Annotated in this window: 17 protein-coding genes; 10 read left to right on the forward strand and 7 right to left on the reverse strand. The window is 71.1% G+C overall.

Going from position 1 to position 18,294, the window contains the following annotated elements; translation table 11 throughout:
- Positions 1–145: 145 nt before the first annotated feature.
- Positions 146–1,375: a DUF349 domain-containing protein gene (locus tag ACFYOY_RS07695; protein ID WP_351897609.1), complete on the reverse strand. Its 1,230-nt coding sequence runs from the start codon at positions 1,373–1,375 to the stop codon at positions 146–148.
- 208 nt (positions 1,376–1,583) lie between these two features.
- Complete coding sequence (locus ACFYOY_RS07700) at positions 1,584–2,450, reverse strand: peptidylprolyl isomerase (RefSeq protein ID WP_351897612.1); 867 nt, start codon at positions 2,448–2,450, stop codon at positions 1,584–1,586.
- A gap of 152 nt (positions 2,451–2,602) precedes the next feature.
- Between ACFYOY_RS07700 and ACFYOY_RS07705 the strand changes: the two genes are divergently transcribed.
- Together ACFYOY_RS07705 and hisS are read left to right on the forward strand one after the other, a co-directional pair.
- On the forward strand, positions 2,603–3,319 hold the full coding sequence (locus ACFYOY_RS07705; protein ID WP_137968318.1) for an MBL fold metallo-hydrolase: 717 nt from the start codon (positions 2,603–2,605) through the stop codon (positions 3,317–3,319).
- 13 nt (positions 3,320–3,332) lie between these two features.
- Complete coding sequence (gene hisS, locus ACFYOY_RS07710) at positions 3,333–4,595, forward strand: histidine--tRNA ligase (RefSeq protein WP_388585479.1); 1,263 nt, start codon at positions 3,333–3,335, stop codon at positions 4,593–4,595.
- A 50-nt stretch (positions 4,596–4,645) separates the two neighbouring features.
- On the opposite strand, the gene ACFYOY_RS07715 is transcribed toward hisS, so the two are convergent.
- The 4 genes from ACFYOY_RS07715 to ACFYOY_RS07730 are packed head-to-tail and all read right to left on the reverse strand — an operon-like array spanning position 4,646 to position 8,266.
- The gene (locus ACFYOY_RS07715) at positions 4,646–5,266 is read right to left on the reverse strand and encodes a response regulator transcription factor (protein ID WP_351898233.1); all 621 of its coding nucleotides are present in this window, start codon (positions 5,264–5,266) and stop codon (positions 4,646–4,648) included.
- A gap of 29 nt (positions 5,267–5,295) precedes the next feature.
- Positions 5,296–6,573 (reverse strand): sensor histidine kinase, encoded by a 1,278-nt coding sequence (locus tag ACFYOY_RS07720; protein WP_351897620.1) that lies wholly within the window; start codon positions 6,571–6,573, stop codon positions 5,296–5,298.
- Complete coding sequence (locus tag ACFYOY_RS07725) at positions 6,531–7,391, reverse strand: ABC transporter permease (RefSeq protein WP_388585483.1); 861 nt, start codon at positions 7,389–7,391, stop codon at positions 6,531–6,533. The genes ACFYOY_RS07720 and ACFYOY_RS07725 overlap by 43 nt, the downstream gene beginning before the upstream one ends.
- Positions 7,388–8,266 carry an ABC transporter ATP-binding protein gene (locus tag ACFYOY_RS07730; RefSeq protein WP_388585486.1) on the reverse strand — a complete coding sequence of 293 codons (879 nt, stop codon included), beginning with the start codon at positions 8,264–8,266 and terminating at the stop codon, positions 7,388–7,390. Before ACFYOY_RS07730 ends, ACFYOY_RS07725 begins: the two co-directional genes overlap by 4 nt.
- Positions 8,267–8,445: 179 nt before the next feature.
- Between ACFYOY_RS07730 and ACFYOY_RS07735 the strand changes: the two genes are divergently transcribed.
- Together ACFYOY_RS07735 and ACFYOY_RS07740 are read left to right on the forward strand one after the other, a co-directional pair.
- On the forward strand, positions 8,446–9,102 hold the full coding sequence (locus ACFYOY_RS07735; protein ID WP_351897637.1) for a vitamin K epoxide reductase family protein: 657 nt from the start codon (positions 8,446–8,448) through the stop codon (positions 9,100–9,102).
- Between the two features lie 96 nt (positions 9,103–9,198).
- The gene (locus ACFYOY_RS07740; RefSeq protein WP_388585490.1) at positions 9,199–10,587 is read left to right on the forward strand and encodes a replication-associated recombination protein A; all 1,389 of its coding nucleotides are present in this window, start codon (positions 9,199–9,201) and stop codon (positions 10,585–10,587) included.
- Positions 10,588–10,644: 57 nt separating this feature from the next.
- Here the strand turns inward: ACFYOY_RS07740 and ACFYOY_RS07745 are convergent, their stop codons facing one another.
- Complete coding sequence (locus tag ACFYOY_RS07745; RefSeq protein ID WP_351897646.1) at positions 10,645–11,409, reverse strand: DUF2470 domain-containing protein; 765 nt, start codon at positions 11,407–11,409, stop codon at positions 10,645–10,647.
- Between the two features lie 193 nt (positions 11,410–11,602).
- On the opposite strand from ACFYOY_RS07745, the gene rpsD reads away from it, so the two are divergent.
- The 6 genes from rpsD to mltG all read left to right on the forward strand — a co-directional run bounded on the left by rpsD (position 11,603) and on the right by mltG (position 18,292).
- Positions 11,603–12,214, forward strand: a complete 612-nt coding sequence (rpsD, locus tag ACFYOY_RS07750) for a 30S ribosomal protein S4 (protein WP_014056245.1) — start codon at positions 11,603–11,605, stop codon at positions 12,212–12,214.
- Positions 12,215–12,471: 257 nt separating this feature from the next.
- Positions 12,472–12,918, forward strand: a complete 447-nt coding sequence (locus tag ACFYOY_RS07755; RefSeq protein ID WP_059146791.1) for a DUF948 domain-containing protein — start codon at positions 12,472–12,474, stop codon at positions 12,916–12,918.
- 8 nt (positions 12,919–12,926) lie between these two features.
- Positions 12,927–13,256, forward strand: a complete 330-nt coding sequence (locus tag ACFYOY_RS07760) for a DUF6167 family protein (protein WP_093466156.1) — start codon at positions 12,927–12,929, stop codon at positions 13,254–13,256.
- Positions 13,256–15,928 carry an alanine--tRNA ligase gene (gene alaS, locus ACFYOY_RS07765; RefSeq protein WP_351897659.1) on the forward strand — a complete coding sequence of 891 codons (2,673 nt, stop codon included), beginning with the start codon at positions 13,256–13,258 and terminating at the stop codon, positions 15,926–15,928. The genes ACFYOY_RS07760 and alaS overlap by 1 nt, the downstream gene beginning before the upstream one ends.
- A gap of 2 nt (positions 15,929–15,930) precedes the next feature.
- Complete coding sequence (gene ruvX / locus ACFYOY_RS07770) at positions 15,931–16,395, forward strand: Holliday junction resolvase RuvX (RefSeq protein ID WP_014056249.1); 465 nt, start codon at positions 15,931–15,933, stop codon at positions 16,393–16,395.
- A gap of 91 nt (positions 16,396–16,486) precedes the next feature.
- Complete coding sequence (gene mltG, locus ACFYOY_RS07775; protein ID WP_351897669.1) at positions 16,487–18,292, forward strand: endolytic transglycosylase MltG; 1,806 nt, start codon at positions 16,487–16,489, stop codon at positions 18,290–18,292.
- Positions 18,293–18,294 lie beyond the last annotated feature (2 nt).

Raw genomic sequence — 18,294 nt, forward strand, 5'->3', positions numbered from 1 at the left:
CGGGGGCTAACCCCACCTCCCGGGGCCCCCCGCGCCCCCCCCCCGCGCCCCCCCCGCCCCCGCACCCAACCCGCGGGGGGCCCCCCGCCCCCCGCCCCGGGGGGCCCCCCCCCGCCGTCGTATCGGCCGGATCAGCGGATCGACATCAGCCGCCGAACTCCTGCAGACCCTTCAGCGCCTGGTCCAGCAGCGCCTGCCGGCCCTCGAGCTCCTTGGAGAGCTTGTCGGCCTTCGCGTTGTTCCCCGCCGCGCGGGCCGCGTCGATCTGGGCACGCAGCTTGTCGACGGCGTCCTGCAGCTGCCCGGTGAGCCCCTGGGCGCGCGCCCGCGCCTCGGGGTTGGTCCGCCGCCACTCCGCCTCCTCGGCTTCCTGGATGGCGCGCTCCACCGCGTGGATCCGGCCCTCGATCCGGGCCCGGGCGTCCCTCGGCACATGGCCGATGGCCTCCCACCGCTCGTTGACCGACCGGAAGGCCGCGCGGGCCGCCTTCAGGTCCGAGATCGGCAGCAGCTTCTCGGCCTCGACGACGAGCTCCTCCTTACGGGTGAGATTCTCCCGCTGCTCGGCGTCGCGCTCCGCGAAGACCTCGCTGCGCCCCTGGAAGAAGATGTCCTGCGCACCGCGGAAGCGGTTCCACAGGTCCTCCTCGGCCTCGCGCTGCGCACGGCCCGCGGCCTTCCAGTCCGCCATCAGCTCCCGGTACCGGGCGGCGGTCGGACCCCAGTCGGTGGAGCCGGAGAGCGACTCGGCCTCGGCGACCAGCTTCTCCTTGGTCTGACGGGCCTCCTCGCGCTGTGCGTCCAGGGCCGCGAAATGCGCCTTGCGGCGCTTGGAGAACGCCGAGCGGGCGTGCGAGAAGCGGTGCCACAGCTCGTCGTCCGTCTTGCGGTCCAGGCGCGGCAGGCCCTTCCAGGTGTCCACCAGGGCGCGCAGCCGCTCCCCGGCCGCCCGCCACTGCTCGCTGGCCGCCAGCTGCTCGGCCTCGGCGACCAGGTCCTCCTTGGCCCTGCGGGCCTCGTCGGCCTGGACCGCCTTGGCCGCCTTGCGCTGCTCGCGGCGGGCCTCGACGTCCCCGGCGAGCTTGTCGAGCCGCTTCCTCAGCGCGTCCAGATCGCCGACCACGTGATGCTCGTCGACCTGGTGCCGGATGTGGTCGATGGCCGCCGTCGCGTCCTTGGCCGACAGATCGGTGGTCTTGACCCGGCGCTCGAGGAGACCGATCTCGACGACCAGACCGTCGTACTTGCGCTCGAAGTAGGCGAGGGCCTCTTCCGGCGATCCCGCCTGCCACGATCCGACGACCTGCTCACCGTCGGCCGTCCGCACGTATACGGTCCCCGCCTCGTCGACGCGGCCCCAAGGCTCGCTGCTCACAGCGCCTCCTCCACATGATGCCGGGGCGGGCGCGCGGCCCGCCGGCATCGTCCACAGTTTCTTCCGGCCGGGATGCGCCCTGGCCGGTCTCACGGCAGGGTGGCGGCCTCCGGGGCAGGCACCCTACACAACGCCAACATAGGCGACCGGTGCCCCGGCTGTCCGTATCCTGCGCGACCGAAATTTCGCAGTACGCGCGTCGGCGACCTCAGGACTTGCCGACCGTCGCCTTGTTGATCACGACGCTGGCGTTGGGGGCGGTGTTCATCGTCTGGTCCGGGGCTCCCGCCCCGGCGTCGGCGATCTTCTTCAGGACCTTCATCCCCGCCTTGTCCACGGTGCCGAAGGGCGTGTAGTACGGCGGGAGCTCGCTCTCCTTGTAGACCAGGAAGAACTGGCTGCCGCCGGTGTTCTTGCCCTGCTTGGTCTGCGGGTTGTACTGGTTGGCCATGGCTACGGTCCCGGCCGGGTACTTGCCGCTCTTGATCGAGGGGTCCTTCAGGTTCTCGTCCGGCAGGGTGTACCCGGGGCCGCCCGCGCCGGTGCCCTGCGGGTCACCGCACTGCAGCACGTAGATCCCCGAGTTCACCAGCCGGTGGCACTTGGTGTGATCGAAGTAGCCCTTGCCCGCCAGGAAGCCGAAGGAGTTGACCGTGTGCGGAGCCTTGCCGGCGTCCATGGCCACGGAGATGTCCCCGCAGGTCGTCTCCAGCTTCATCGTGTAGGAGGCCGACTTGTCGACCGTGAGCGCCGGCTCCTTCTTCCACGACAGCTTCTTCGGCTTCTTGTCCGCGACCGCCTTCGCCTCCTTGGCACAGGGATCCGGCGCCTTGCTGGTGGGGGCGGCCGAGGGGGTGCCGGACGCGGCGGCGTCGTCCTTCGTCTTGTCCTTGTCGCTCCCGGACAGCGCGCCCGTGGCCGCGATGGCACCGCCACCGGCCAGGACCACGGCCAGTACGGCGGCGATCACGACATTGCGCTGGCGCGTCTTGTGCCGGGCGGATTCGCGCCGCTGCTGCTGGCGAAGGTACTTCTCCCGGGCGAGTTGCCGCCGCCGCTGCTCGTTACTGACCACCGGGTCGTCTCCTCAAGGCGTGTGCCGTCAGTGTCCTGCTGTTGTGCGTGAGGGCTCGGCCGTACCGTATACGGGTTCGCTGTGGTGGGGGCGCCGCCGGTAGGCTCTGAAGCCGCCGACAATCTTCCACCGGACGACTTCTAAGGACGATCGTGCTCATTGCCGGGTTCCCCGCCGGGGCCTGGGGGACCAATTGCTATCTGGTCGCCCCCGCCGCCGGTGAGGAGTGCGTGATCATCGACCCGGGCCATCAGGCGGCCCAAGGCGTCGAGGAGGCGGTCGCCAAGCACCGGCTCAAGCCCGTCGCCGTCGTCCTCACCCACGGCCATATCGACCATGTCGCCTCGGTCGTCCCGGTCTGCGGCGCGCATGACGTACCGGCCTGGATCCACCCGTCCGACCGCTTCATGATGAGCGACCCCGAGAAGGCATTCGGACGCTCCATCGGCATGCCGCTGATGGGTGAACTCACCGTGGGCGAGCCGGACGACGTCAAGGAGCTGGCCGACGGCGCCGAGCTGCAGCTGGCCGGTCTCGAGCTCACCGTCGCGCACGCCCCGGGCCATACCAAGGGGTCGGTGACCTTCCGGATGCCCGAGCAGGCGGACGTCCCGTCCGTCTTCTTCTCGGGCGATCTGCTCTTCGCCGGCTCCATCGGACGCACCGATCTGCCCGGCGGCGATCACGCCGAGATACTCGAGTCGCTGGCCCGTGTGGTCCTGCCGCTCGACGACTCGACCGTGGTGCTGTCCGGCCATGGCCCCCAGACCAGCATCGGCCGTGAGCGCGCCACCAACCCGTATCTGCGCGAGGTGGCCGCCGGCCTGGGAGACGGCGCGCAGCGCCCGGCTCCGCGACGAGGAATGTGACGAGAGACTTCCGTTGAGCACCTTCAAAGCCCCCCGGGGCACGTATGACCTGATCCCGCCGGCCTCCGCGGCGTACCTGGCGGTGCGCGAGGCGATCGCCGCACCGCTCAAGCGCTCCGGCTACGGCTACATCGAGACCCCCGGTTTCGAGAACGTGGAGCTCTTCGCGCGCGGCGTCGGCGAGTCCACCGACATCGTGACCAAGGAGATGTACACCCTCACCACCAAGGGCGGCGACGAGCTCGCGCTCCGCCCCGAGGGCACCGCCTCGGTGCTGCGCGCCGCACTGGAGGCCAATCTGCACAAGGCCGGATCCCTGCCGGTCAAGCTCTGGTACTCGGGCTCGTACTACCGCTACGAACGGCCGCAGAAGGGCCGCTACCGCCACTTCTCGCAGGTCGGCGCGGAGGCGATCGGAGCCGAGGACCCGGCCCTGGACGCCGAGCTGATCATCCTGGCCCACGACGCGTACCGCTCGCTGGGGCTGCGGAACTTCCGCATCCTGCTGAACTCGCTGGGCGACGCCACCTGCCGCCCCGTCTACCGGGCCGCCCTCCAGGACTTCCTGCGCGGCCTCGACCTGGACGAGGACACCCGGGCGCGCGTCGAGATCAACCCGCTGCGGGTGCTGGACGACAAGCGCGAGGCGGTGCGCGAGCAACTGACCGGCGCCCCGCTGCTGCGCGACTACCTGTGCGAGGAGTGCAAGGCGTACCACGCGGAGGTCCGCGAGCTGATCACCGCGCGGGGCGTGGTCTTCGAGGACGATGCGAAGCTGGTGCGCGGCCTGGACTACTACACCCGCACCACCTTCGAGTTCGTCCACGACGGGCTGGGCTCGCAGTCCGCGGTCGGCGGCGGCGGCCGCTACGACGGGCTGTCCGAGATGATCGGCGGCCCGGCGCTGCCCTCGGTGGGCTGGGCGCTCGGCGTGGACCGTACGGTGCTGGCGCTGGAGGCCGAGGGCATCGAGCTGAACCTGCCCGATGCGGTCAGCGTCTTCGCGGTGCCGCTGGGGGACGAGGCCAGGAAGGTCCTGTTCGGCGTGGTCGGCGAGCTCCGCACGGCGGGTGTCGCCACGGACTTCGCCTACGGCGGCAAGGGCCTCAAAGCCGCGATGAAGGCGGCCAACCGCAGCGGTGCGCGCTACGCGATCGTGGCGGGCGAGCGCGACCTCGCCGAGGACGTGGTCCAGCTGAAGGACATGGAGTCCGGCGAGCAGGCGCCGGTGCCCCTGGCCGAGGTCGTCGAGGCGCTCCGCTCGCGCCTCGCCTGAACGACGCTCGAAGGGGGCCCGGCGAATCCCCGGGCCCCCTTTCGCTGCCCCTACAGCAGGCCCAGCCGCATCGCGCTGGTGACCGCCGCGGTGCGGTCGTCCACGCCCAACTTGCCGAAGACCCGCAGCAAATGGGTCTTCACCGTCGATTCGCCGATGAACAGACGTCGTCCGATCTCCGCGTTGGTGCACCCCTGCGCGACCAGCCGCAGCACGGCCGTCTCCCGTTCGGAGAGACGGGGGCGCTCGGGCCGGTCGCGCAGCTGGTCCATGAGCCGGGCAGCGACGGACGGGGCCAGGACCGTCTCGCCGCGAGCGGCGGAGCGTACGGCCTCGGCCAGTTCGGCACGGGCCATGTCCTTGAGCAGATAGCCTGCCGCGCCCGCCTCCACCGCGCGCAGGATGTCCCCGTCCGTCTCGTACGTGGTCAGCACGATCACGCGGGACGGCAGCCCGGCGGCGGTCATCCGGGCGATCGACTCCACGCCGCCCCCGTCCGGCATCCGCAGGTCCATCAGCACCACATCGGGCCGCAGCGAGGCGCACAGTGCCTCCGCCCGCGGCCCGCTGTCCGCCTCGCCGACGACCGTCAGATCGGGTTCGGCGCCGAGCATGCCGCGCAGCCCCTCTCGCACCACCGGGTGGTCGTCCGCGATCAGGATCCGGATCACCGTGTGCTCCTCGTTCATACCGTCGGCGTTCATGGCGCCGGCCGGGTGGGATGGGGGGACGGGGCGGTCGGCCGGACGGGCAGTTCGAGCGCGACCGTCGTGCCCTCACCCGGGGCGGCGGCCACCTCCGCCGTGCCGCCCACCTCGCCCGCCCGTGCGCGCAGCCCGGCCAGGCCGTAGCCCTCGCGCGGGGCGCCCGGATCGAAGCCGCGGCCGGTGTCCCGGACCCGCAGCCGCAGCGCGTCCCCGCCGTAGCCGAGCGCGATGGTGACGGCGGCGCCCGGCCCCGCGTGCCGCCGGGCGTTGGACAGCGCCTCCTGGCAGCCGCGCAGCGCCACCACCTCCACGGCGGCGGGCAGCGGCCGGACCGCCCCCGAGACCTCGACGCGGGCGGGGGAGCCGGTCTGCTCCCCGTGCCGCGCGGCCAGCCGCCGCAGCGCGTCGGGGAGTGAACTGCCGTCCAGGTCGGCCGGGCCCACCCCGGCGACCAGGGCGCGGGCCTCCGCGAGGTTCTCCCGGGCCGTAGCGGCCATGAGGCCCAAGTGGCGGCGGGCCAGCGGCATGTCGTGGTCCAGCTCCGACTCCACGGCCTGAACGAGCATCAGCAGGCTGGTGAAGCCCTGGGCGAGGGTGTCGTGGATCTCCCGGGTCAGCCGCTCCCGCTCCGCGAGGGCGCCGTGCGCGGCCGACAGCCGGGCCACCTCCTCGCGGCTGGCATCCAGTTCGGCGATCAGCCGGGCGCGCTCGGTGCTCTGCTGGAGGACCATGATGATCCAGCTGCCGATGATCAGCGAGAAGGCCCATGAGACCGCCGCGAAGAGGGAGTTGAAGAACAGATCCCCGGAACCCGGTCGCTCCACGAGCGCCCAGACCACCACCGGGACGACGTTGATCACGGTGACGGCGATCAATGCCCTGCGCATCCGCAGCAGCATGAAGCACTGGGGCGTCAGCGCGAAGATGGCGATCCGGGTCTCCCCGACCAGCGCCGCGGGCACCACGAACAGCAGGAACACCCCCACCAGATAGACCAGCGCGCGGGACTGGTCCTCGCCCTCCGTCAGCAGCACCGGCCGGCCCACCAGCACGTACCACGGCGCGGTCGCGGCGAAGAAGGCCGCCGCGACCGCGCGCGGTCCGGTCCCGGGGTCCGATCCGCTCAGGACGAACAGGAACGTGGCCGCGAACACGATCGCGAAATAGACGTCCCAGCGGCGGTAGGTGTGGTTGTACACGTCCGGATCGCGAGGGCCGGCCGGTCCGCTCAGCCGTCCCGGTGGCTCTTCCAACGGAAGGTCAGCAGACACAGCACCAATCCTCCGACGCACCACGCGCCCAGCACCAGGGCGATCCGCCCGTACTCCCAGGAGCCCGCCTGCTCCAGCACGGCCGCCGACTCCGGCAGGAACACCCCGCGGAAACCCTGGCACATCCACTTCAGCGGGAAGAAGGCGGCCACATTCAGCATCCAGCCGGGCAGCGTGTCGATCGAGATGAAGACGCCGGAGACGAACTGCAGCACCAGGAACGGCAGGACCACCACCGAAGTGGCGCTCTTACCGGAGCGCGGCACACTGCTGATCGCGATGCCCAGCAGCGCACAACCGGTCAGCCCGAGGGCGAAGACCCAGGCGAAGGTGAACCACGTGGCCGCGCCCGTGGGCAGATCGAGGTCGAAGAGCGCGGCGCCGACGGCCAGCAGCAGCACCGTCTCGGCGATCCCGGAGACCAGGACCAGCCACAGCTTGCCGAGGAAGTACGCGGCCGGGGGCATCGGCGTACCGCGCAGCCGCCGCAGCACCTTCTCGTCCCGTTCGAGCGCGATGGAGACGCCCAGCGACTGGAAGCTGGTCGACATCACCCCCGACGCGATCATCGCCGCGGCATACAGCTGAGAGGCGGTCACGCCCGCGCCCCGCACATCGTTCCGGAAGATCGAGGCGAACAGGGCCAGGAAGACGACGGGGAAGGCGAAGGTGAAAACCACCTGTTCGCGCTGGCGGAAGAACTGCCTGAGCTCGAGGCCGCCCCGGTGCAGCCCGAGGGTCCAGGCGCCGGGCAGCCGCGCGGGGGCGGCCGCGGCGGTGTGCCGGGCACCGGAGGAGGTGGTGCGCGTGGTGGTCATCGCGTGCCCTCCCCGGGCTGCTCGTCGAGTTGTCCGGTGAGCCGCAGATAGACGTCCTCCAGGGTCGGCCGGGAGATCCGCAGCCCCGGAACCTCCCCGTCGAAGCGGCGCATCAGCTCCGCGACGGTACGGGTCGGGGTCTCCGTCTCCTCCTGGTGCGCCCCGTCGCCGGGCTCGATCCAGTGGACCGTCGGCCGGCTTCCGTGCCGCTCGCGCAGCTCGGCCGGTGCGCCTTCGGCGACGACCTTGCCCTTGGCGATGACCGCGAGCCGGTCGGACAGCGCCTCCGCCTCGTCGAGATAGTGCGTGGTGAGCACGATCGTGGTGCCCTCGTCGGCCAGCCGCCGGATCAGCTCCCAGAACCGCCGCCGCGCCGCCGGATCGAAGCCCGTCGTCGGCTCGTCCAGCAGCAACAGCTCCGGATCGCCGATCACCCCGAGTGCCACGTCCAGCCGGCGCCGCTGGCCACCCGACAGCGCCTTGACCCGGCTGCCCGCCTTGGCCTCCAGTCCGACCAGGCCGATGACCTCGTCGGGGTCGCGCGGGCGCGGGTAGTAGCGGGCGAAATGCCGCACGGTCTCGCGCACCGTCAACTCGGCCGGGGCGGATTCATCCTGCCAAACGATGCCGATCCGGGAACGCCATTCCCGTCCCCCGGAGGCGGGGTCCCGGCCCAGCACCGTGACCTCCCCCGCGTCCCGGCTCCGATGGCCCTGGAGGATCTCCACCGCGGTGCTCTTGCCCGCCCCGTTGGGCCCCAGGACGCCGAGTACCTCGCCCTGCCGGATGCCCAGGTCAACGCCGTCCAGCGCGGTCACGGCGCCATAGCGCTTGCGCAGTCCGCGCACGCGTATCGCTTCGTCTGCCATATCCATGAGCGTGACGGTGCCCCGTCGGTCCCCGGGACGACCGGGAAGCCCGTCTTATGTCCTCCGAACGGGGGACAGGGCACCATGGCATGGCCTGGATGAGCGGGCCGTACGGCGGGGGCGGGTGCGGCACAATGGCCGTGCCCGGCGGGGCTGAACACGGTGGAGAGCGACGGACGGCGAGTATGGCGACGACAGTGGTGGACGACGTGGAGTCCGGCGAGGCGCGGGAGGGCGTGCGGACCGGGACGGGGGGCAGTCGCGCCTTCGCCCTTCTGCTCGTGATCACCGGTGCGCTGGGGCTCCTCGCCGCCTGGGTCATCACGATCGACAAGAACAAGATCCTCGAGTACAAGGCCGACGGTAAGGTCTTCACGCCCGGCTGCAGCCTCAACCCCGTCGTCTCCTGCGGCAACATCATGGAGAGCGACCAGGCGCAGGCGTTCGGCTTCCCGAACCCGATGCTCGGCCTGGTCGCCTACGGCATCGTGATCTGCGTGGGCATGTCCCTGCTGACCGGGGCGCGCTTCCCGCGCTGGTACTGGCTGACCTTCAACGCGGGCACGCTCTTCGGCGTCGGCTTCGTGACCTGGCTGCAGTACGAGTCGCTGTACGTCATCGGCTCGCTGTGCCTGTGGTGTTGCCTCGCCTGGGTCGCCACCATCGTGATGTTCTGCTACGTCACCGGCCACAACCTCAAGCACGGATACCTTCCCGCCCCCGACGGCCTGCGGCGCGGGCTCATGGAGTTCCACTGGGTGGTCCCGGTGATGTGGATCGGGGTCATCGGGATGCTGATCCTGACCCGCTGGTGGGATTTCTGGACGGGCGCTCAGGGCTGAAGCCCGCGCTTTCCGAACCCTGGGCCCGGCGGCTGAACCCCCGGGCCCGGCGGCGGGCCGGCGGCGTTGTCGGAGGGTTGGCATAGGCTTCCCGTCGTGGAGCCAGACCTGTTCACCGCCGCCGCAGAGGACCGCCAGGAGAAAGATCCGGCCAGCAGCCCGCTGGCCGTGCGGATGCGTCCGCGCACCCTCGACGAGGTCGTGGGCCAGCAGCATCTGCTGCGCCCCGGATCGCCGCTGCGCCGGCTCGTGGGCGAGGGCGGTGGAGGTCCGGCCGGGCCGTCGTCGGTGATCCTCTGGGGCCCGCCGGGCATCGGCAAGACGACGCTGGCGTATGTGGTCAGCCAGGCCACCCAGAAGCGTTTCGTCGAGCTGTCGGCCATCACCGCGGGGGTCAAGGAGGTCCGGGCCGTCATCGACGGCGCGCGCCGCTCCTCCGGGGCGTACGGGCGGGACACCGTCCTCTTCCTGGACGAGATCCACCGCTTCAGCAAGGCCCAGCAGGACTCGCTGCTGCCCGCCGTGGAGAACCGCTGGGTGACGCTGATCGCGGCCACCACCGAGAATCCGTACTTCTCCGTGATCTCCCCGCTGCTCTCCCGCTCGCTGCTGCTCACCCTGGAGCCGCTGACCGACGACGATCTGCGCGGGCTGCTGCGGCGCGCGCTCACCGACGAGCGCGGGCTCGGCGGAGCGGTCACCCTCCCCGAGGACGCCGAGGCGCATTTGCTGCGCATAGCGGGCGGCGACGCCCGGCGGGCGCTCACCGCGCTGGAGGCGGGCGCCGGGGCGGCCCTGGACAAGGGCGAGTCCGAGGTCACCCTCACCTCGCTGGAGGAGGCGGTCGACCGGGCCGCGGTGAAGTACGACCGCGCGGGCGACCAGCACTACGACGTGGCCAGCGCCCTCATCAAGTCCATCCGCGGCTCGGACGTGGACGCGGCCCTGCACTATCTGGCCCGGATGATCGAGGCGGGGGAGGACCCGCGGTTCATCGCCCGCCGGCTGATGATCTCGGCCAGCGAGGACATCGGCCTCGCCGATCCGACCGCCCTGCCCACCGCCGTGGCGGCGGCGCAGGCGGTCGCCCTGATCGGCTTCCCGGAGGCCGCGCTCACCCTGAGCCACGCCACGATCGCCCTGGCGCTCGCGCCCAAGTCCAACGCCGCGACCACGGCGATCGGCGCGGCGCTGGCGGATGTGCGGGCGGGCCTGGCCGGGCCGGTGCCGCCGCATCTGCGCGACGGCCACTACCAGGGCGCCAAGAAACTCGGCCACGCACAGGGCTATCTCTACCCGCACGATCTGCCGGGCGGCATCGCGGCGCAGCAGTACGCACCGGACACGATCCACGGCAAGCGGTACTACGAGCCCACGCGGTACGGCGCCGAGGCGCGGTACGCGGATGTGGTGGAGCGGGTGCGGGCGCGGCTGCGGGGCGACCCGCCGCCGTCCGCCGACGGTCCGGCCCCGGCCTCGTCGTAGCGAACCGCCCGGCGGCCGCCGCACCCGCTCACCCCGCCGATCACCTCACTTGCAGGCTCAGCTCGTCGCCGCGTCGAACAGGGCGTGCATCGCGTACCGCAGCTCGGACACGTTGCGCACCGGCTCGGGGAAGTCGAAGCGCGCGTCGAACGGCCGGTCCGCCTCGTCCGTGAAGCGCACCCGCAGGCCGAAGCGGTCCAGCGCCACCGGGGTGGCCGCGCCCCGGGTGCAGACCACGTCGGAGCGGTCGCCGAGCAGTGCGCACAGCCCGCGCACCTGCTCGCTGTGGGCGGCGTGCAGATGCTGGAGCAGATCGGCCTCGTGCCGCACGAGCGGATCGGGGTCGGCGGTCGTGAAGTCGTCCGGCTCGACGCCGTCCGCACCCCACAGGTCGTCCACGCACGCCTCGCCGACCTCCAGCCGCAGCAGCGTCCAGGCGGCTCTCCCGGCGGGCCCCACACCGGCGGCCGGCCCACCGGACCGCCGGGGCCGGGGAGCCTGGTCGAGGCCGAGCAGCTCGCCCACCGGATGCCGCTCGGCCAGCAGCGCCGCCGCGGCGCGCGTGCGCTCACCGCAGGGGACGGGGGAGAGCCAGCCGGCCACCCAGGCGCGGCCGCGGATCCGCTGGGGCATCGCGACGGGGGCGACGTCGGTGATCTCCATCACGCAGGTCAGCTCGTCGTCCTGGGCGTGTGCGGCGGCCCGGGCGGCGGGGGAGCCGCTGGGGACCAGCAGCAGCACATCTCCGTCCGGGGCGACCGTCCGGGCGGCCGGACAGTCGGCCCCCAGGTCATCCGGGGCCTCGATTCCGGGAATCGTCAACGAAGCCGTAGCCTTGGATTCAACGAGAGTACGTACGCGCTCTGCCGGCGACGGCCGCAGGGCGTCTTCCATGGGACGCGGCTGACCCTCCTCGGGGCTCTGACCAGTGCTGGGCAGGGGGATCCCAGGTCGAAACATGCGTCCTCCTCGGCTAAGGTAAGGCTCACCTAACTTACATGGAGGTTCGTTCCCCGTGAACCAGTCGCGTCCCAAGGTCAAGAAGTCGCGGGCGCTGGGCATTGCTCTGACCCCGAAGGCCGTCAAGTACTTCGAGGCCCGCCCGTACCCGCCGGGCGAGCACGGCCGTGGCCGCAAGCAGACCAGTGACTACAAGGTCCGGCTGCTGGAGAAGCAGCGCCTGCGCGCCCAGTACGACATCAGCGAGCGCCAGATGGCCCGTGCCTACGACCGCGCTCGGAAGGCCGGAGGCAAGACGGGCGAGGCACTGGTCATCGAGCTCGAGCGCCGTCTGGACGCGCTCGTCCTGCGGTCGGGCATCGCCCGCACCATCTACCAGTCCCGCCAGATGGTCACCCACGGCCACATCGAGGTCAACGGCCGTAAGGTCGACAAGCCGTCCTTCCGGGTCCGCCCGGACGACGTGGTGATGGTCCGCGAGCGCAGCCGCGACAAGCACCCCTTCCAGGTGGCGCGCGAGGGTGGTTACGCCCCCGACGGCGAGACCCCGCGCTACCTCCAGGTCAACCTGATGGCGCTCGCCTTCCGCCTCGACCGGGACCCCAACCGCAAGGAGATTCCGGTCATCTGCGACGAGCAGCTCGTCGTCGAGTACTACGCCCGCTGATACGGCGGAGCGGACAGTACCCAGCCAAGCCCGCGGGTTCCCCTCGACACCGGTCGACGGGGAACCCGCGGGCTTGTCCGGTGGCGGGTCCGGGAGCGCGCCCGGCGGCCGTTATCCGTTTCGGGTGCGCGTCCGTGGCGCGATAAGGTCGATACCTGCCGCCCGCGCCCGGATACCGCCCGAGAGCGGCGGGCGACGAACGACGAGCACGACCAACACGACCAACGACGACGAGCGGCGACAGGGAGCGGTGCGACGTGTCCGGTGGAGAGGTGGCCGGGATCCTCGTGGCCGTCTTCTGGGCGATCCTGGTGTCCTTCCTCGCCCTGGCGCTGGTGAGGCTGGCCCAGACGCTCAAGGCGGCCACCAGGCTGCTGGCGGAGGTCACCGATCAGGCGGTCCCGCTGCTCAGCGAGGCGTCCGCGACCGTGCGCGAGGCGAACACCCAGCTCGCCCGGGTGGACTCGATCGCCTCCGACGTCCAGGAGGTCACCTCCAACGCCTCCGCGCTCTCCTCGACCGTCTCCACCGCCTTCGGCGGTCCGCTGGTCAAGGTGGCCGCGTTCGGCTACGGCGTCCGGCGGGCGATCGGCCGCAAGGGGCGGGCGCAGGACGAGCCCGCGCCCGCGCGCACCGTCGTCATCGGCAAGACCCTGCCGTCCGCCCGCTGGGGCGGCCGCCGCAACCGTGGATCGAAGGGCTGACAGACCGGATGTTCCGCCGCACATTCTGGTTCACCACCGGCGTCGCCGCCGGAGTGTGGGCCACCACCAAGGTCAACCGCAAGCTCAACCAGCTCACCCCGGAGAGTCTGGCGGCGCAGGCCGCCGACCGCGCGGTGCTGGCAGGCCGGCGGATCAAGGTCTTCGCCCTCGACGTGCGGGACGGCATGGCCGACCGCGAGGCCGCGCTCAAGGACGCGCTCGGGCTCTCGGCGCCACCGCCGGACGACCGCAAGCAGCTCCCGGCCCAGCGCGGCCGGGCCCAGCTCACCCACACCACTCCCCACAAGCTCCACAAAGCCGGAAATGAGGACCACTGATGGAGTCGGCTGAAATCCGCCGCCGCTGGCTGCGCTTCTTCGAGGAGCGCGGGCACACCGTCGTGCCGTCGGCGTCGCTCATCGCGGACGACCCGACGCTGCTGCTGGTCCCCGCGGGCATGGTCCCCTTCAAGCCGTACTTCCTCGGCGAGGTCAAGCCGCCCTTCGACCGCGCCGTCAGCGTGCAGAAGTGCGTGCGCACCCCGGACATCGAAGAGGTCGGCAAGACCACCCGCCACGGCACCTTCTTCCAGATGTGCGGGAACTTCTCGTTCGGCGACTACTTCAAGGAAGGCGCCATCACGTACGCCTGGGAGCTGTTGACCAGCTCCCAGGAGGAGGGCGGCTACGGCCTCGACCCCGAGCGGCTGTGGATCACCGTCTATGAGCAGGACGACGAGGCCGAGCGCATCTGGCGCGAGGTGATCGGCGTCCCCGCCGAGCGCATCCAGCGCCTGGGCATGGGCCCGAACTACTGGTCCATGGGCGTCCCCGGCCCCTGCGGCCCCTGCTCCGAGATCAACTACGACCGTGGTCCGGAGTTCGGCGAGGAGGGCGGCCCGGCCGTCAACGACGAGCGCTACGTGGAGATCTGGAACCTGGTCTTCATGCAGTACGAGCGCGGTCCGGGCGAGGGCAAGGAGAACTTCCCGATCCTCGGCGAGCTGCCCAGCAAGAACATCGACACCGGCCTCGGCCTCGAACGCCTCGCGATGATCCTGCAGGGCGTGCAGAACATGTACGAGACCGACACCCTGCGCGTCGTCATGGACAAGGCCACCGAGCTGACCGGGGTCGCCTACGGCGCCGCCCATGACACCGACGTCGCGCTGCGCGTGGTCGCCGACCATATGCGCACCTCCGTCATGCTCATCGGCGACGGCGTCACCCCCGGCAACGAGGGCCGCGGCTATGTGCTGCGCCGCATCATGCGCCGCGCCATCCGCAACATGCGCATCCTCGGCGCCACCCAGCCGGTCGTCGGCGAGTTGGTCGACGTCGTCCTCAAGACGATGGGTCAGCAGTACCCGGAGCTGCTGACCGACCGCAAGCGCATCGAGACCGTAGCCCTCGCCGAGGAGTCGGCCTTCCTCAAGACGCTCAAGGCCGGCACCAACATCCTCGACACCGCCGTCACCGACACCAAGGCCGCCGGTGGCAGCGTGCTCGCCGGCGACAAGGCGTTCCTGCTCCATGACACCTGGGGCTTCCCGATCGACCTCACCCTCGAGATGGCCGCCGAACAGGGCCTCTCGGTGGACGAGGCGGGCTTCCGCCGGCTGATGAAGGAGCAGCGGGAGCGCGCCAAGGCCGATGCCAAGGCCAAGAAGACCGGCCACGCCGACCTGTCCGCCTACCGCGAGGTGGCCGACAGCTCCGGCCTGACCGAGTTCACCGGCTACAGCCACACCGAGGGCGAGTCCACCATCGTCGGTCTGCTGGTCGACGGGGTGTCCTCGCCCGCCGCCACCGAGGGCGACGAGGTCGAGGTCGTCCTGGACCGCACTCCGTTCTACGCCGAGGGCGGCGGCCAGCTCGCCGACACCGGCCGGATCAAGCTGGACACCGGCGCCGTGGTGGAGGTCCGGGACGTCCAGCAGCCGGTGCCCGGCGTCAGCGTGCACAAGGGTGTCGTCCAGGTCGGCGAGGTGACGGTCGGCGCCGGTGTCCATGCCCGGATCGACGTCACCCGCCGCCGCGCCATCGCCCGCGCCCACAGCGCCACCCACCTCACCCACCAGGCGCTGCGCGACGCCCTGGGCCCGACCGCCGCCCAGGCCGGTTCGGAGAACTCGCCCGGCCGCTTCCGCTTCGACTTCGGCTCGCCGGCCGCCGTGCCCGGCGGGGTCCTCATGGACGTCGAGCAGAAGATCAACGAAGTGCTCTCGCGTGAACTCGACGTCTCCGCCGAGGTGATGAGCATGGACGAGGCCAAGAAGCAGGGCGCCATCGCCGAGTTCGGCGAGAAGTACGGCGACCGGGTGCGCGTGGTGACCATCGGCGACTTCTCCAAGGAGCTGTGCGGTGGCACGCATGTGCACAACACCGCCCAGCTGGGTCTGGTGAAGCTGCTCGGCGAATCCTCCATCGGCTCCGGTGTGCGCCGGGTCGAGGCCCTGGTGGGCGTGGACGCCTACAACTTCCTCGCCCGTGAGCACACGGTCGTCTCCCAGCTCACCGACCTGGTCAAGGGCCGCCCCGAGGAGCTTCCGGAGAAGATCTCCGGCATGCTGAGCAAGCTCAAGGAGGCCGAGAAGGAGATCGAGCGGTTCCGCGCCGAGAAGGTGCTGCAGGCCGCCGCCGGTCTCGCCCGGGGCGCCAAGGACGTCCGGGGCACGGCCCTGGTCGCCGCCAAGGTGCCGGACGGCACCTCCGCCGACGATCTGCGCAAGCTGGTCCTGGACGTGCGCGGGCGCATCCCGGGTGATCGCCCGGCCGTCGTCGCCCTCTTCACCGTGGCGGGCGGCCGTCCGCTGACCGTGATCGCCACCAACGAGGCCGCCCGTGAGCGCGGTCTCAAGGCCGGTGACCTGGTCCGCACCGCCGCCAAGACGCTCGGCGGCGGAGGCGGCGGCAAGCCGGACGTGGCCCAGGGCGGCGGCCAGAACCCGGACGCCGTCGGCGAGGCCATCGAGGCCGTCGAGCGGCTCGTCGCGGATTCGGACCGGTAGTCGTGCGACGCGGCAGGCGGATCGCCATCGACGTCGGGGACGCCCGGATCGGGGTCGCCTCGTGCGACCCCGACGGGATCCTCGCCACCCCCGTGGAGACCGTGCCGGGACGCGACATCCCGGCGGCTCACAAGCGGCTCGCGGCGCTCGTCGAGGAGTACGAACCGCTCGAGGTGGTGGTCGGCCTGCCGCGCTCGCTCAGCGGGCGCGAGGGGCCGGCGGCGGCCAAAGTGCGCACCTTCGCACGCGAGTTGGCGCGTCGGGTCGCCCCGGTGCCGGTACGGCTCGTCGACGAGCGTATGACCACTGTCACAGCCTCCCAGGGGCTGCGCGCCTCCGGGGTGACGTCGAAGAAGGGCCGCTCGGTCGTTGACCAGGCAGCCGCCGTGGTGATCCTGCAGAGCGCGCTGGAGACCGAGCGGGTCTCGGGCAGGGCCCCCGGAGAAGCCGTCGAAGTGGTCATCTGATCGCGGTACGGTAACGTTCCGCGCGACATGGCCGCCGCCACCCGTGCCACGAACACACCGAGCGGTGGCCACCTCCGTCGCTAGGGGATCGATGACTGAGTACGGCCGGGGACCCGGCTCCCAACCGTGGCATCCCGAGGATCCGCTGTACGGGGACCGAGAGTGGACCGGCCACCCCACGGTGGCCGGTCAGGATCCCTATGCGCAGGCCCCCTACGCTCAGGAGCCGTACGCGCAGGACCCCTATGCGCAGGAGGCATACGCCCAGGATCCGTACGGTCAGGGCTCCTACGGGCAGGACCCGTACGCCCAGGATCCCTACGGGCACCAGCAGTATCCGCACGGATATCAGCAGGACCCCCAGCAGCACCAGCAGCACCAGCAGCCCCAGTGGGACGGCCAGGACGCCGGCTACCCGCATCAGCGGCACCCGCAGGAGTACGCCGGCCAGGGTGTCCCCTACCCGCCCCAGGACGGGTCGTACGGAGGCATGGACCCGCAGGACCCCTATGGGGGCCAGGGCGCTTCCTACCCGGCCCAGGACGCCTACCAGGGACAACAGCAGTCACCGCAGGCCCCGTCGGGGCCTCGGGGCGCTCATGTGCCCCCGCAGACACAGCAGATGCCCACGGTGTCCGCGGAGCACCAGGTGCCGCGCCAGCGTGAGGCCCCGGAGGAGTCGTCCGCCCGGGCGGACGGCGAGGACGACCACCCGTTCTTCACGGACGGCGGCGGCCGGGGCCTGGACGACGCGGCGGACGACGACGATGACGACGACGAGCCCGGCGCGCGCGGCGGGAAGAAGGGCAAGGGCAAGCCCAAGAAGCGCCGCAGCGGCGTGGCGTGCCTCTTCGTCACCGTCGTCCTGGTGGGCGCCGTCGGCGGAGGCGGCTACTACGCCTACGACTTCTGGCAGACCCGCTTCGGCCCCGCACCCGACTACTCGGGCGACGGCACCGGCCGGATCGAGGTGGAGGTTCCCTCCGGGTCCGGCAATGCCGAGATCGGCTCGATCCTCGCCGACAAGGGCGTCGTCAAGAGCAGTGGCGCCTTCGTCGAGGCGGTGGAGGACAGCGGCAAGTTCGTCCAGCCGGGCACCTACAGTCTGCGCAAGGAGATGTCCGGCGCGGCGGCGGTCAAGCTGATGCTCGACCCCACCAGCAGCAACGCCCTGATCGTCACCGAGGGCATGCGCGACGCCGCGATCTACGCGGCGATCGACAAGAAGGTCGGCGTCAAGGCGGGGACCACCGCGGACATCGCCAAGAAGGAGGCGAAGAACCTCGGGCTGCCCTCCTGGGCCGACGACAACAGCAAGATCAAGGATCCGCTGGAAGGGTTCCTGTACCCGTCCCGCTACAGCGTGGGCAAGGGTGCCAAGCCCGAGGACGTGCTGCGGAAGATGGTCGCCGAGGCCAACCGGAACTACGGCAGCCAGGACCTGGAGGGCAAGGCGAAGGAACTGGGCCTCAACTCCCCGCTCCAGCTGATCAGCGTGGCCAGCCTGGTCCAGGCGGAGGGCGTTACCCACGACGACTTCCGGAAGATGGCCGAGGTCATCTACAACCGGCTCAAGCCCGCGAATCCCGAGACGTACGGCAAGCTGGAATTCGACTCCACGTACAACTACATCAAGAACCAGAGCAAGATCGATATCCCGATCAATGAGATCAAGCAGTACAACAACCCGTACAACACGTACTTCTACAAGGGGCTGCCGCCCGGTCCGATCGGAAATCCGGGCCACGACGCGCTGAAGGCGGCGATGACCCCGACCAGCGACGGCTGGTATTACTTCATCTCGCTCGACGGCAAGACGAGCCAGTTCTCCAAGACCTACGCGGATCACCAGAAGTGGGTCAACAAGTTCAATAAGCAGCGCACGAACAACGGCTGAGG

The sequence above is a fragment of the Streptomyces sp. NPDC007875 genome, assembly GCF_042868035.1.
Classification (GTDB): domain Bacteria; phylum Actinomycetota; class Actinomycetes; order Streptomycetales; family Streptomycetaceae; genus Streptomyces; species Streptomyces antimycoticus.

Excerpts from the sequence above, each read along its gene's own strand:
- ACFYOY_RS07725 (WP_388585483.1), bottom strand. The coding sequence starts at position 7,391 with ATGACCACCACGCGCACCACCTCCTCCGGTGCCCGGCACACCGCCGCG.
- ACFYOY_RS07760 (WP_093466156.1), top strand. The coding sequence starts at position 12,927 with ATGTTCCGCCGCACATTCTGGTTCACCACCGGCGTCGCCGCCGGAGTG.
- ACFYOY_RS07730 (WP_388585486.1), bottom strand. The coding sequence starts at position 8,266 with ATGGATATGGCAGACGAAGCGATACGCGTGCGCGGACTGCGCAAGCGC.
- mltG (WP_351897669.1), top strand. The coding sequence starts at position 16,487 with ATGACTGAGTACGGCCGGGGACCCGGCTCCCAACCGTGGCATCCCGAG.
- alaS (WP_351897659.1), top strand. The coding sequence starts at position 13,256 with ATGGAGTCGGCTGAAATCCGCCGCCGCTGGCTGCGCTTCTTCGAGGAG.
- ACFYOY_RS07735 (WP_351897637.1), top strand. The coding sequence starts at position 8,446 with ATGGCGACGACAGTGGTGGACGACGTGGAGTCCGGCGAGGCGCGGGAG.